This window comes from Streptomyces flavofungini, from assembly GCF_041028215.1.
GTDB lineage: Bacteria > Actinomycetota > Actinomycetes > Streptomycetales > Streptomycetaceae > Streptomyces > Streptomyces flavofungini_B.
In genome coordinates this window covers 1-13,616 of sequence record NZ_JASKYR010000163.1, presented here as the reverse complement: position 1 = coordinate 13,616, position 13,616 = coordinate 1, and the positions used below count along the sequence as shown (strand labels likewise).

Below are 13,616 nucleotides of genomic sequence, written 5' to 3'. Positions count from 1 at the left end.
CCYTCCYCGACCGGCTGCCGGTCGAGGAAGTCGGCGAGGTCGCGCGCGTAGGCCCGCAGCCGCTCCTCGCTCAGCGCGGACAGGACGATGAGCTCGTCGGCCGTGTCGTCGTGGGTGGCAGCGCGGCCGTCGTGGGGCTGTGCCACGTACTCCTCGACGATGAGGTGGGCGTTGGCCCCGCCGCCGCCGAAGGAGCTGACACCGGCCCGGCGCGGCCCTTCCGTCTCCCGCCCGTCCTGGTCGCGCAGCACGGGGCGGGGCCAGGGCGTGGCCTCCTGCTGGATGCGGAAGGGGGTGCCGGTCAGGTCGATGCCGGGGTTGAGCTCAGCCGAGTGCAGGGACGGCGGCAGGACACCGTGCCTGAGCTGCATGAGCACCTTGGTCAGGCCCGCGATGCCGGCCGCCGACTCCAGGTGACCGATGTTGGACTTGAGCGAGCCGACCGCGCAGCCGCCGGTCTCGCCGGTGTCGTCCGTGCCGCCCCGGAAGGCCTCGCGCAGTCCGGCGATCTCGATGGGGTCGCCGAGGGGGGTGCCGGTGCCGTGTGCCTCGACGTAGCCGACGGTGTGCGGGGCGACACCCGCGCGGCGCAGGGCGGCGGTGATGACCTCGGCCTGGGCGGTGGGGTTGGGCACGGTGTAGCCGCTGGTTTTGCCGCCCGCGTTGATCGCCGAGCCCTTGAGGACGGCGTAGACGCGGTCGCCGTCGGCCTCGGCCGCCCGCAGGGGCTTGAGCAGGACGGCGCCGACGCCCTCGCCGTCCACGAAGCCGTCCGCGTGGGCGCCGAAGCTGCGGCAGCTGTCGCCGCGCGAAATCATCTGACGGTCCGACAGCATCGTCAGGTGCATGGGGTGCAGGATGAGGTTGACCCCGCCTGCGATCGCCGTGGCGCACTCGCCGCGGCGCAGGCTCTCGCAGGCCAGGTGGACGGCGGTGAGCGAGGCGGAGCACGCGGTGTCGACGGTCAGGCTGGGTCCGCGCAGGTCCAGGACGTACGAGACGCGGTTGGCGATCGACCAGTGGGCGGAGCGCGCGTGGGTGTGCTCGCCGAAGGCGCTGCTGTGGCCCGCGAGCCATTCGTAGTCGTTGTTCATCACCCCGGCGAAGACGCCCACCGCGTCGCGCTCGCCGAGTCCGCGCGGGCGGTAACCGGCGTCCTCGGCGGCCGCCCAGGCGGTCTCCAGGAAGAGGCGCTCCTGGGGGTCCATCTCCTCGGCGTCGGAGGGGGAGATCTGGAAGAGCAGCGGGTCGAACTTGTCGACGTCCTGGAGCCAGCCGCCCCATTTGCTGTACGCGCGGCCGTCCTTGCCGTCCGGGTGGTAGTGCGCGTCCACGTCCCAGCGGTCGGCGGGCACCTCGCTGACGCAGTTGCGTCCCTCGACGACGTTGTGCCACAGCTCGTCCGGGGTCCGCGCCTGCGGGTAGCGCCCGGCGAGCCCGATGACGGCGATGTCCTCGGCGGGCCGTCGCGAGGCGGTGCCGGGGGCCGCCTGGTGCCGTGCGGATGCCAGCAGCTTCAGGAGAAGAGCACGCTTGTCGTCCATAGACCTTCGTCTCATCCGGGTGCCTAGAGGCTCGAATTAGGGCGGCCCACAGCACCGCACCACAAAGGGGCGCAGTTCAAGGTGAACAATTAGTCAATCAGGGCTGAAGAGATTCAGCACAAGTCCGGACCAGCGGCTCGCGATCGGCCTACATGAGCCGGAACTCAGACGCGCACGGAAAGGGCGCTCGCCTTGTCGGCGGCGCATCAGTCACGGGGTTGACCGGACGGAAGGAATTGCCGCGCCGAGCGGCTCCCGTTGCATCACTGTGCGTAGGCATGCTCAGCGCTCGACCCCCCGTCAGCTTCATCGGTCAACCGGAATCTAACACTTGATATCCAGAAGCGGCAACCATGTGATCATTCCTGCGTCCGCCACTCATCAGGCATTCAACCAAATTGCGCTGAACCCTCGTTGGCCAGCGAAAACATCACCGCCGATAGATCATCATCGACCGCCCGGACAGGTCTCCAGGTGGGTCGTTTTCAGTCAGAACCACCTCCGGAACCCGGCCTCCGCATGGTGACCCAGCCCATCCGGCACGCACACCGTCCGTAGCGCACAGTCTCTCCCCCGTCGTTCCGATTGTGTCAAATTAGGGCATCTTGGGCGGTCTTCGCGGCCTGCGCCGCACCGGGTCTCCACCCCTCGTCGGATGGTTCAGCAGACGTTGTTCCGCATGCCGTCCAGGCGGGCGGACCGAACCCGGAAACACATTCCCCACCTGCCCGCGACATATTCACGAAGGAGGAAGAACACGAGAAAAAAGAGAGAAGCCGCAGGCCGTCCGGCATTCCGGGCCGGTCTCGGGGAAAGCGGGGACTATTGGTCCCTGGCGCCACACCGGAACAATCATGCTACGGTCGTCCGGCGTCGGATCGAACGGGAGGAACGTAGGTCGTATTGCGACCCGTCGAGCATCTCACCGACCGGGGACCGCGGTTTCCGGAATAGAGTATTCCGCTCATTGTCGAGCCGTGGTGTTCCCAGTCGAGCCGTGGTGTTCCCTCAGGGATGTTCCGCCACGGCGATATCGTCGCGCGATCTTCGCACGCCGGGCGGAAGCCCGTACCCGCTTCCCGAGTGAATCAATCATCGATGTCAGCCGCCAGGCAAGGGGAGGTATGCGGTGACAGAGGAAGATCCCATCCCCCGGCTGGCCGTTCTCGGCGCCGGTGTCATGGGGGTCAGCATCACCACACTCGCCCTCGGTCAGGGCGTCCCGGTGACGCTGATCGAGACCGACCCGGCCAAGCGGGCGGACGCCCCCGCCCGGATCGCGCGCGAATTGCGCACCGCGCAGCTCATGGGCGTCCACCCCGGCACCCCGCGCGCCGAACTGACCACCGGGTCCTCCCCCGCCGACTGCGCGGGCGCGGAGGTGGTGATCGAGGCCATCACCGAGGACGCCGGTCTGAAGAGCGCCGTCCTGACCGAGGTGAGCGCGGTGACCGGCCAGGACACCGCGCTGGTCACCAACACCTCCTCCATCCCCGTGGACGAGCTCGCGGCGAGGCTCCCGCGCCCCGAGAGCCTCCTCGGCGTCCACTTCATGAACCCCTCGTACCTGATCCGCACGGTCGAGGTGATCCGGGGCACCAAGTCCTCGCCCGAGGCGGTGAGTTCGGTGCGGCGGCTGCTGACCGCGCTCGGCCGGCGCGGGGTGTTCGTCGGCGACGGCCCCGGCTTCGTCACCAGCCGCGTGCTGCACCGCATGATCAATGACGCGGCCCGCGTCGTGCAGGAGGGCCGGGCGAGCGCCGAGGACGTCGACACGCTGATGCAGGACTGCCTCGGACACCGCACGGGTCCCCTGCGCACCGCCGACCTGATCGGCATCGACAACCTCGTGGACTCCCTGCGGGTGCTGCACGAACGCACCGGCGACGAGGGCTGCCGCCCGTGCGAGCTGCTCCTTGAGAAGGTGCGCGCGGGCGAGCACGGCCGCAAGTCCGGACAGGGCTTCTACACCTACACGGGAGTCGTCTCCTGATGGCCGGTCAGCTCACCGTCGACGACACACTTCTTGACTACGTACGGCAGATGTCGCTGCGCGACGACGACGTACTGACCGGCCTGCGCGCCGAGACCGCGGGCATGCCCATGCTCCAGGCGATGCTGGTGCTGCCCGAGGAGGCACAGCTCCTCGCCCTCCTCGTACGGGTCACCGGGGCGCGCCACGTCCTGGAGGTCGGCACCTTCACCGGCTACAGCAGCCTGTGCATGGCGCGCGCGCTGCCGCCCGGCGGCACCGTCGTCACCTGCGACATCAGCGAACGCTGGACCGCCATCGCCCGGCGCTACTGGCAGCGGGCGAAGGTCGAGGAGCTGATCGACCTGCGGCTCGGCGACGCCGCCGAGACCCTCGACGCCCTCGCCGCCGAGCGCGGGCCCGGCAGCTTCGACCTGGCCTTCGTCGACGCCGACAAGGCCAACTACCGCCGCTACTACGAGCAGGCGCTCGCCCTGGTCCGTCCCGGCGGGCTGCTCGTCCTGGACAACACCCTCTTCTTCGGCAAGGTCGTCGACCCCGCCGCGCAGGACCCGGACACCCTGGCCATCCGCGAACTCAACACCCTGCTGCGGGACGACGCGCGCGTGGACATCTCCATGCTCGCCGTCGCCGACGGCCTGACCCTCGTCCACAAGAAGCCCTGAGAGGAAGCACGGAGATGAGCGAGCCCACCACCACCCCACCCCTGTCGGCGGAGCACGTCCAGACCGAGCTGAAGCGGTTCCTGGAGGAGCGCACCAAGACCGACTGGGCGGTGGACACCGACCTCTTCGCGACCGGCGGGGTCTCCTCCCTCTTCGCCATGGAGCTGGTGGTCCACGTCGAGAAGACCTTCGGCATCGCCGTCGAGGGCCCCGACCTGCGTATCGACAACTTCCGTACGGTGAACGCCATGACCGCCCTGGTGCTCCGGCTCGCCGAGGCGGGAACCGGTGAGTGACGAACTCGCGGCACTGATCGGCGCGGAGGCCGGGGACCGGGCGGCGGAGTGGGACCTGGCCGGGGCCATCCCGCCGGAGGTGCTGCGCGGGCTCGGCGCCAAGGGCGCCCTGTGCGCCGAGGTGCCCGCCGAGTACGGCGGTCACGGCCTGTCCGGCCGCGCGAACGGCGAACTCACCGCGCACGCGGGGGCGCTGTGCAGTTCACTGCGCTCGGTGATGACCTCGCAGGGCATGGCCGCCTGGACCATCCAGCGCTTCGGCACCCGCGGCCAGCGCGCCCAGGAGCTGGCCCGGCTCACCTCGGGCGGTCTCGCGGCGGTGGCGTTCAGTGAACCGCAGGCGGGCAGCGACCTCTCGGCGATCGCCACCACGGTCGTGGACGACGGCGACGAGGTGGTGCTCAACGGGCGCAAGGTGTGGTCGACGGCCGCCGCCTACGCCGACGTCCTGATCGTCTTCGGCCGCTACCGGGACGGCGCCGCGGCCGTGGTGGTCCCCACCGACTCCCCCGGTGTCACGGTGCGCCCCGTCGCCCAGCCCCTCGGCTGCCGCGCGGCGGGCCACGCCGACGTGGACCTCGACGGCGTACGCCTGCCCGCGGACCGTGTGCTCTCGGGCGCGAGCCAGTCGCTCGGCCTGCTGACCACCATCGCCCTGACCTACGGACGGCTCTCGGTGGCCTGGGGGTGCGTCGGCATCATCCGCGGCTGCCTGCGGGCCGCCGCCTCGCACGCCCGCCACCGCGAGCAGTTCGGCAAGCCGCTGGCCCAGCACCAGCTCATCGCCCGGCACCTGTCGGAGCTGCTCGTCGCCGAGCAGACCGCGAGCCGGGTGTGCGAACACGCCTCGGACCGCTGGGACGAGGGCTCGCCCGAACTCTCCGGCGCGGCGGTCCTCGCCAAGCACGTCTCCGCGGGCCACGCCGCCCACGCCGCCGCCACCGCGGTACAGGTGCTCGCCTCCGCGGGCTCGGTGGACGGCGAGATGGTGGCCCGCGCCTACCGGGACGCCAAGTTGATGCAGATCATCGAGGGCAGCGACGAGATCTGCCAGCTGATCCTCGCCGAACGCGCGCTGGAGGGTGTGGCATGACGACGGCTGCCCGAGAAGCGGGCCAGGACGACATAGGCATCGGCGCGATCCACTGCCTGCTGCCCGACGAGCGGGTGCCCGTCGCCGACCTGCCCGAGCTGGCACGACTCACCGACGAGGAGCTGAAGTTCGCCGAACAGGCCGGCATCAAGGAGGTCGGTGTCTTCCCCGACACCGAGCCGACCGAACTGGCCGCGCGCGCCTGCCGGGAACTGCTCGCCGCACACCCCGGCACACCCGATCTGATGCTGCACATCGGCTCCCGCGCACCGGACGTGCTGATCGGCTCCGACTCGGGCAAGATCGCCCACCTGGCCGGGCTCACCGGCGTCTTCCCCTTCACCGTCGACGGCCTCGGCTGCGCGGGCTCCTCGGCGGCCTGGGGCCTCGGCCGCGACCTGCTCCGCGGCGACCCGGCGCGGCACAGCGTCCTGCTCACCTACGGCAGCCGCCCCACCGCCGCCGACCGGGTCCGGCGCCCCGTCACCGTGATCGGGGACGGCGCGTTCGCGATGACACTGGTACGCGGCGGACGGCCGCTGCTCAGGGCGCACCGCATGGAGGCCGACAGCTCCTTCCACGACCTGTTCAAGGTGGAGTACAAGAACAGCCCCTGGTCGCAGTGGCGCGAGGTGTGCGACGACAACGACCGCTACTCCTTCGAGCTGGCCATGCACAGCCGCACCCGGCTCGGCAGACTCGTCGACCAGGTGCTCGCCGACGCGGGCATCGGCAAGGACGACGTGGCCGCCACCCTGATGCAGAACGTCACCTCAAGCGCCTTCACGTTCTACAAGGCCACCCTGGGCCTGGACATCCACCCCGTCTGCGCCACCCACCTCGCCGAGCTCGGCCACCTCGGCCCGATGGACGTGGTCCTCAACCTGGACCGCCTCCTCGCCACCGGTGAGGTCTCCCCCGGCGGACACGTCCTCGTCCTGAGCAACAGCCCCGTCGCCGCCTGGACGGTGACGCTGTGGGAGGTGTGAGACCGGTGAGCGAACCGAGACCGACCGTCAAGTGCCTGGTGTGGGACCTGGACAACACCCTGTGGCGCGGCACGCTCCTGGAGGACGGCGAGGTCGCCCTCCACGAAGGGCTGCGCGAGGTGATCGCCGAACTGGACTCGCGCGGCATCCTCCAGGCCATCGCCAGCCGCAACGACCACGACCACGCCTGGGGCCGCCTGGAGAAGCTCGGGCTCGCCGAGTACTTCGTGGTGCCGCACATCAACTGGGGCGCCAAGTCCGCCTCCGTCCAGGCCATCGCGGACGAGCTGGACTTCGCGCTGTCGACGGTCGCCTTCATCGACGACCAGCCCGCCGAGCGCGCCGAGGTCGAGTTCCACCTGCCCGAGGTGCGCTGCTATCCGGCGGAGGCGGCCCTCGGCCTGCCCGCCCGCGCGGAGTTCACCCCGGCCGTCGTCACCGGCGACGCCCGCAGGCGGCGGCAGATGTACCAGGCGGGCGTCCGCAGGGAGGCCGAGCGCACCGGGCACGCGGGCAGCGACGAGGAGTTCCTGCGCTCGCTCGGCCTGGAGCTGCGCATCGAGCGGGCCGGGGACGAGGCGATCTCGCGGGTCGAGGAGCTGACCCTGCGCACCTCGCAGATGAACGCCACGGGCGTGCACTACTCCGACGAGGCGCTGCGCGCCCTGGTCGCCGACGCGGGGCACGAGGTGCTCGTCGCCTCGCTCGTCGACCGCTTCGGCCCGCACGGCGCGATCGGGGTCATCCTGCTGGAACGGCGCCCGTCCTCCTGGCACATCAAGCTGCTTGCGACCTCCTGCCGGGTGGTGTCCTTCGGTGTGGGGGCGGCGCTGCTGCGCTGGCTCTCCGACGAGGCCGCGCGGGCGGGGGTGCTGCTGACCGCCGGGTTCCGGCGCACCGAACGCAACCGCATGATGGAGGTGGCCTACCGCTTCGCGGGCTTCCGCGAACACACCGAAGGCGCCGACGAGCCGCCGGAAGCGGCGGCGGACGGCGTGCAGACCCTGGCCATGGAGCCCGCCCGGCAGGACGCCCCCGCACACCTGGCCGTGGACGCCCCGCGGCTGTTCGGCGCCTCGCCCGAACTGGTCCGGTGGGCGCACGCGCGGTGACGGCGGAGGCGGAGGTCCGCGGCGCGGGCCTCCGCCTCGTGCTCAGTCGGTGGCTTCGGCCTCCACCGGCTTGGGGATGAGGAAGGACGTCGCGAAGGCCGCCGCGATGAGGACGACACCGGCGATCATGCCTGCCGTGTACCCGGCGGACGAGGTCTTGTCGGCCGGTTCCGCCGCGGTCTGCACCGCGTACAGGACGGCGAAGCTGAGCCCCGCGCCGAGGTTGAAGGCGCCCGCGTTCAGACCGGGCAGGAAGCCCGGGTTCTCCTTCGGGGAGAGCACGATCCCCAGGCCGTTGAGGACGATGTTGCCCACGCCCGCGTAGGTGACACCGATGAGGACCGAGGCGACGAGGAGCAGCAGCCGCGAGTCTCCGTGCAGCGTGACCAGCATCAGCGCCACCGTCACGGCCGAGCCGACGAGGCCGAGGCGCAGGATGCGGCCGTATCCGTACGTGGCGGCCAGGCGCCCGGCGATGGGCCCCATGGCCAGGCCCGCGAGGGCGTACGGGGTGAGCGTCCACCAGGCGGACTGCTCGGCGCTCATGCCGAAGCCCGCCTGGGCGTCCTGGGCGAAGGCGGGGATCATGCCGTTCATCACGGCGAAGACGCCCGTCATGGTCAGGACGGTGGTGAGCAGCAGCGCCCAGGTGGAGCGCCGGCGCAGGTGCCGGGTGGCGACGAGCGGATGGCTGCTGCGGTCCTCGGTGCGCCAGAACAGGGCGAAGGCGATGGCCGTGACCACGAAGAGCCCGATGACCAGCGGCCAGTTGGCGTCGCCGAGCTTGCCCGCCTCATTCAGGGCGATGAGGGCGGCGCCGACGGAGATCACCAGGAGGGTGACGCCGGGCCAGTCCATGCGGGTGTCCGCCGTGTCGGCGGCCCTGGACTCGGGGGTGAGGGTGGCGACGAGCAGAGTGGCGATCGCGGCCACCCCTGCCATGGCCCAGAAGACGGACTGGAAGCCGTGGTGGTCGGCGAGGTAGCCGCCCGCGAGGGAGTCGACACCGGCGATGCCGCCGTTGACGGCGGTGATGACGCCGAGGAGGGTGCCGTACTTCTTCGGCTCGCGCACTTCGTTGCGCAGCATGATCAGGCAGAGCGGGACGGTGGGGCCCGAGACGCCCTGGATGACACGGCCCGCGAAGAGCAGGGGGACGCTCTCGGCGAGCGCGGCGACGACACAGCCGACGACCATGAGCGCCAGCATGCCGCCGAGCACCTTGCGCCGCCCGATCAGGTCGCCGAGGCGCGGCAGGAAGAGCGAGAACAGCGCGGCGGAGGTGAAGAAGGCGGTCTGGGTCAGGCCGATCTCGGCGGAGGTCGCCCCGAGGGAGTCCTCGATGTTCTTCAGGGCGGGGCTGAGCATGCTCGCGTTGAGCTGGAAGGCGAAGCAGGCCGCGAGGAGCGCGGTGACCAGGACGCCGACGCGCACCGGGCGGGAGCCGCGCGCACCGCCGGGGGCGGCGGCGGGTTCGGTCAGGGCGTTCATGCGCGGACGTCCCCGATCCGCTCCAGGGCGTCCACGACGAGGTCCCAGAAGCGCTGGTGGTCGAGGTCGACGGCGACCTGGGTGTGGCAGTCCTCGGGGGCGGGCGCGCGGAAGTCCGTGACGGTCATGCCGAGGGTCAGGGTGCCGGTGAGCTCGATGTCCACGGGGGCCTTGCGGACGGTCATGACGTCGGGGTCGATGACGTAGGCGACGGCGCAGGGGTCGTGGACGGGCGGCGCGTCGAAGCCCTGGGCCTCCAGGTACATGGTGCCGAAGAAGTCGAGCAGTTCGGTGACGAAGACGGCGGGCCCGGTGCCGACCTTGGCGATGCGCTCGACGACCTCGGGGGTGGCGAGGGCCTGGTGGGTGAGGTCGAGGCCGACCATGGTGACCGGCCAGCTCTCGTTGAAGACGATGTGCGCGGCCTCGGGGTCGATCTTGATGTTGAACTCGGCGACGGGGCTCCAGTTGCCCGTGTGGTAGCCGCCGCCCATCAGGACGACCTCGCGGACGCGCTCGACGATGCGGGGCTCCTTGCGGGCCGCCAGGGCGATGTTGGTGAGACCCGCGGTGGGCACGATGGTGATCTCGCCGGGCTCGTGGGCCATGACCGTGTCGATGATGAGGTCGACGGCGACCTGGGTGTGGCAGTCCTCGGGCCGCTCGACGATGCGGGGCTCCTTGCGGGCCGCCAGGGCGATGTTGGTGAGACCCGCGGTGGGCACGATGGTGATCTCGCCGGGCTCGTGGGCCATGACCGTGTCGATGATGAGGTCGACGGCGTGGCGCTCGTCCAGGGCCAGGGTCGGCTCGGGCATGACCGGGCCGTCGATGCCGCTCTCGCCGTGGATGTCGGGGGCGGTCTCGACGTCGCGCACGAGGGGGCGGGGGCAGCCCGCGGCGAAGGGGGTGCCGGTGATGTTCGCGATGCGGGCCACCGAGAGGGCGTTGCGGGTGACCTTCTCCAGCGTCTGGTTGCCCACCACGGTGGTGACGGCTACCAGGTCGACATCCGGGTTTCCGTGCGCCAGGAGCATGGCGATCGCGTCGTCATGTCCGGGGTCGCAGTCCAGGATGATCTTTCGGGGCATCGCGGAACCTCTTTGTTCGGCTGAGCCGTCGCCGTGGTGGGAGACGGCTCGGGAAAACGTTCTCCGAAGACTGTGTGCACGTCTGCGAATTATGTCAATGGCCGAAACCACACCGTGGCAAACGCGCCCGGAACGGACAGGGAACGTACTGGGGCATTCACTCCTCTATCGGGGGCATCCGGCCCGGAAAACGGGTCTGGCCGGGAGACGTCCCCGCTGATAACGTTTGCCGAAATTTGATCAGCCTGACCCGACTGTCGGCCTGACCGGACTGTCGGCCTTACCGGACCGTCGGCCTGATTGACCGGTCAGCCCGACCGAACCGAACGAGCAGCCTGACCGAACCAAGCGAACCTGGCCGAAGGGGTGGGCGCGGCGTGTCCGACGTAACGCTGAAGGATGTGGCCCGGGTCTCCGGCTGCTCCATCGCCACGGTCTCCCGGGTGCTCGCGGGCACGCGCCCCGTCGGCGCCGAGACCGCCCGGCGGGTCCGCGAGGCCGCCGAGGCGCTCGGCTACCGGCCCAACCACGCGGCCCGCGCGCTGCGCAGCCGCGCCACGGGCACGGTCGGCCTCGTCCTGCCGCAGATCACCAACCCCTTCTACCCGGCCCTGGTGCGGGAGTTGACCCACGCCCTGCACGCGGACGGCCGGGCCGTGCTGCTCGCCGACTGCGACGACGACCCCGACGCCGAGGCCGAGCACATCGCCGACCTCCTCAGCAGGCAGGTCGACGCCCTCCTGGTGATCCCGGCGGACGTCGAGCGCAGCCGGGCGGCGGTGGCCGCGGCGGCGGCCCGGGTGCCGCTGGTCCTGATGGACCGGGGGTGCGGGCCCGGGGTCGCCGACTCCGTCGCGGTCGACAACACCGCGGGCATGGCCCTCGTACTGGACCACCTGACCGCGACCGGACGCCGCTCCGTGTGCTTCGTCGGGGCCGAGGGGACGGCGTCGGCCGCCGCCGAGCGGCGCGCCGCCTACGCGGCGGGAGTCGGCGCCGTCGATCCCGGCGCGGCGCGGCGGGTGGCGCTCGGCGACTTCTCCGTGGAGTGGGGACGCGCCGCCGTCGACCGGGTGTGGGCGGCCCGCCCCGACGCCCTGGTCTGCGCCAACGACCTCATCGCGATCGGGGCCCTGCAACGTCTGCACCAGCTCGGCGCGGATGTGCCGGGCGAGGTCGCGGTCACCGGATTCGACGACATCCCGATGGCCGCGCTCTCCGCGCCGGGCGTCACCACGGTCCGCCAGCCGGTGGCCCAGCTCGCCGCCGAGGCGTCCCGGCTGCTTGCCCAGCGCCTCTCCGGTGACGCGGGTCCGCAGCGGGCGATACGGCTGGCGCCGGAACTCGTGGTGCGGGAGTCCAGCGCGGCGCACCGCCCGGCTGTGCGGGAGTCCGGCGCGGCGCCTCTCACCCCGCCGGGGCGGGCGGCGCGMSGSKSWSGMCGGTGAGCGGCGCGTGGACGGTCCAGCCGAGCGAGGTGTACAGACCCCGGCCCTCGACCGTCGCCGCGAGTACGCCGGTGCGGGCGCCCGCCTCGATCGCCGCGTCGGCGAGGGTCCCCATGACCAGGCGCCCCAGGCCTTTGCGGCGGTGGGCGGGGGCGGTCTCTATCTGGTCGAAGACGACGGAGTCGGCGCCGGGCGGGTCCGCGACCTGCCCGCGGGCGGCGAAGGCACCGTCCTCGGCCAGGACGAGGACGCGGGTGACGCCTCCGCGGCTCCAGAGGCGCACCTGGTAGCCACCGGGAAGCGCCGAGTCGGACGGACGCAGCTCCGTGGACATCAGGAAGTTCGGCGAGTCGAATGTCCACTCCGGCGTGAGCCAGGGGGCGATGGCCTCCGGCGCCTCGCAGATCCTGAGCCAGGTGCCGGGGGCCGTCGTCTTCTCCACGAGCCCGCGCACGAGCGCCTCGTCAGCCTCGGGCACGACGTGCCGGGTCACGTGGTGCGGCAGACCGACATCGAGAGTGAACCCCCAGGGCGCCGCCACCGGAGGCGCGGCTCCTCGCGAGACGGCCCAGCCCTCGACCCACGCCCGCACGATCCCGGTGTCCACACGACCTCCACGCGTAACAGGTGCCAATGGATAGGACACCTTACGCGATCAGAGGGGCGGGGGGCCGCCACCGGCCCACCGGCCCACCGGCCCACCGGCCCACCGAAGGGTCAGCGCACGCGCCACGTGAGCGTGTCGCTCAGCTCCCTGCGCAGCTCCGGGTCGCGTACCGCGTCGGTCGGGTCGGTGGCCCGGACCGAGACGGTGTGCGTACGGCCGTCCGCGGGCACCCCGAGCGCGCGGGGGGTCACGGCGCGCTCGTCCCTGACCCGCCGCACCTCACGCCCGTCGACCGACCAGCGCAGCCGGACGCCGTCGGCGACCCGGACGCCCGCCTTCGCGCCGCGCCGCAGCGTGCGGTCCGTGGGCGTGACGGCGGTCAGGACGGAGGCGTGCCGGTGGAAGCCCGCGATCATCGCCTCGCGGCCCGGCAGGTTGAACTGGCGGCCGAGCGTGCGCATGATCGAGTCGGCGGTGGGGCGGTAGAGGCCGCGCGGGTAGTAGCCGCCGCCCTGATAGGCGCCCACGGTGCCGCCGTCCGGCGAGGTCTGGCCGATCCAGCGGTACCACTTCTTCTTCTGGGCGGTGAGCTGCGCGGCCGTGAGCTTGCTGGTGTTGGCCTCCCTGGGCTCGGCGCCCTGGTAGGTGCCGTACTCGTCGTACCAGTACTCGTCGGCCAGCTTGCCGAGCGAGTGCCCCGTCTCGTGGACGGCGACCTGGTCGGACTGCGCGTTGTCCGAGGAGGCGGTGGCGATGCCGTCGTAGCCGGAGGGCGAGGTGATGTCGTTGTAGCCCGCGCCGCCGTACTTGGTGGAGTTGGACAGGACGATCACGAGGTCCGGATCGGCGGCCTTCCTCGCGTACGACTCGACCTTGTTGGTGTCGACGCAGAGCAGCCGCTCGACGCCGTCGCAGTAGAAGCGCGAGCCGAGGGCGGTGTCCTTGACGACGTTGCTCGTCGGGTCGCCGGAGACGCCGGACTGCCGGGACACCGCGTCCACCGCCCAGACGTTGAAGAGGCTCCTGTACGAGGCGTACGGCTCCACGGCGGAGATCTTCGCCCACTTGGCGCGGACGTCGGCGTGGAAGTCCCCCTGCTGGGCAGCGGTGTAGCCGTCGCCGATGAAGACGACGTCGAGCTTGGAGCCGGTGGGGCCCGCCTGCACGATGGGCACGACGTCGCCGTCGCCCTTGATCTCCGCGCGCTCCTTCGCGGAGAGCGGTGCGGCGGCGGGCACCTCGGTGTGACGGGGGTGGGCGCCGGGCCCGGTGAAGTACTCCACGCGC

11 protein-coding genes and 1 pseudogene are annotated in these 13,616 nt (G+C 71.6%); 7 read left to right on the top strand and 5 right to left on the bottom strand.

Going from position 1 to position 13,616, the window contains the following annotated elements; genetic code table 11:
• Positions 1-1,544, bottom strand: a 1,544-nt coding sequence (locus AB8Z36_RS13970) for a type I polyketide synthase (protein ID WP_369213596.1), incomplete at its 3' end; no start/stop codon positions are given.
• A gap of 1,129 nt (positions 1,545-2,673) precedes the next feature.
• Here AB8Z36_RS13970 and AB8Z36_RS13965 point away from each other — a divergent pair.
• From AB8Z36_RS13965 to AB8Z36_RS13940, 6 genes are read left to right on the top strand one after another with little or no spacing between them, the layout of a single operon-like run.
• On the top strand, positions 2,674-3,537 hold the full coding sequence (locus AB8Z36_RS13965) for a 3-hydroxyacyl-CoA dehydrogenase family protein (RefSeq protein ID WP_369213595.1): 864 nt from the start codon (positions 2,674-2,676) through the stop codon (positions 3,535-3,537).
• Positions 3,537-4,202, top strand: coding sequence for an O-methyltransferase (locus AB8Z36_RS13960; protein WP_369213594.1), 666 nt, complete (start codon positions 3,537-3,539; stop codon positions 4,200-4,202). Before AB8Z36_RS13965 ends, AB8Z36_RS13960 begins: the two co-directional genes overlap by 1 nt.
• A gap of 14 nt (positions 4,203-4,216) precedes the next feature.
• Positions 4,217-4,498, top strand: a complete 282-nt coding sequence (locus tag AB8Z36_RS13955; protein WP_369213593.1) for an acyl carrier protein — start codon at positions 4,217-4,219, stop codon at positions 4,496-4,498.
• Positions 4,491-5,591, top strand: a complete 1,101-nt coding sequence (locus AB8Z36_RS13950) for an acyl-CoA dehydrogenase family protein (RefSeq protein WP_369213592.1) — start codon at positions 4,491-4,493, stop codon at positions 5,589-5,591. The genes AB8Z36_RS13955 and AB8Z36_RS13950 overlap by 8 nt, the downstream gene beginning before the upstream one ends.
• On the top strand, positions 5,588-6,580 hold the full coding sequence (locus AB8Z36_RS13945) for a 3-oxoacyl-[acyl-carrier-protein] synthase III C-terminal domain-containing protein (protein WP_369213591.1): 993 nt from the start codon (positions 5,588-5,590) through the stop codon (positions 6,578-6,580). Before AB8Z36_RS13950 ends, AB8Z36_RS13945 begins: the two co-directional genes overlap by 4 nt.
• 5 nt (positions 6,581-6,585) lie before the next feature.
• Positions 6,586-7,692 carry an HAD-IIIC family phosphatase gene (locus AB8Z36_RS13940; RefSeq protein WP_440581913.1) on the top strand — a complete coding sequence of 369 codons (1,107 nt, stop codon included), beginning with the start codon at positions 6,586-6,588 and terminating at the stop codon, positions 7,690-7,692.
• Positions 7,693-7,734: 42 nt separating this feature from the next.
• On the opposite strand, the gene uriT is transcribed toward AB8Z36_RS13940, so the two are convergent.
• Both uriT and AB8Z36_RS13930 read right to left on the bottom strand, forming a co-directional pair.
• On the bottom strand, positions 7,735-9,183 hold the full coding sequence (gene uriT / locus AB8Z36_RS13935) for a uridine transporter UriT (RefSeq protein ID WP_369213590.1): 1,449 nt from the start codon (positions 9,181-9,183) through the stop codon (positions 7,735-7,737).
• On the bottom strand, positions 9,180-10,274 hold the full coding sequence (locus AB8Z36_RS13930) for a nucleoside hydrolase (protein WP_369213589.1): 1,095 nt from the start codon (positions 10,272-10,274) through the stop codon (positions 9,180-9,182). The genes uriT and AB8Z36_RS13930 overlap by 4 nt, the downstream gene beginning before the upstream one ends.
• A gap of 377 nt (positions 10,275-10,651) precedes the next feature.
• On the opposite strand from AB8Z36_RS13930, the gene AB8Z36_RS13925 reads away from it, so the two are divergent.
• Entirely contained in the window at positions 10,652-11,722 is a 1,071-nt protein-coding gene (locus tag AB8Z36_RS13925; RefSeq protein ID WP_369213588.1) for a LacI family DNA-binding transcriptional regulator, read from the top strand.
• Here AB8Z36_RS13925 and AB8Z36_RS13920 read toward each other — a convergent pair.
• Positions 11,682-12,329 (bottom strand): annotated as a pseudogene (locus AB8Z36_RS13920) (N-acetyltransferase family protein). The gene AB8Z36_RS13925 and the pseudogene AB8Z36_RS13920 sit on opposite strands and share 41 nt — an antisense overlap.
• 110 nt (positions 12,330-12,439) lie before the next feature.
• Positions 12,440-13,616 (bottom strand): M64 family metallopeptidase (locus tag AB8Z36_RS13915; RefSeq protein ID WP_369213587.1); only part of this gene is annotated, 1,177 nt, incomplete at its 5' end.

Coding starts and splice junctions, on each gene's coding strand:
- AB8Z36_RS13960 (WP_369213594.1), top strand. CDS start 3,537: ATGGCCGGTCAGCTCACCGTCGACGACACACTTCTTGACTACGTACGG.
- AB8Z36_RS13945 (WP_369213591.1), top strand. CDS start 5,588: ATGACGACGGCTGCCCGAGAAGCGGGCCAGGACGACATAGGCATCGGC.
- AB8Z36_RS13930 (WP_369213589.1), bottom strand. CDS start 10,274: ATGCCCCGAAAGATCATCCTGGACTGCGACCCCGGACATGACGACGCG.
- uriT (WP_369213590.1), bottom strand. CDS start 9,183: ATGAACGCCCTGACCGAACCCGCCGCCGCCCCCGGCGGTGCGCGCGGC.
- AB8Z36_RS13955 (WP_369213593.1), top strand. CDS start 4,217: ATGAGCGAGCCCACCACCACCCCACCCCTGTCGGCGGAGCACGTCCAG.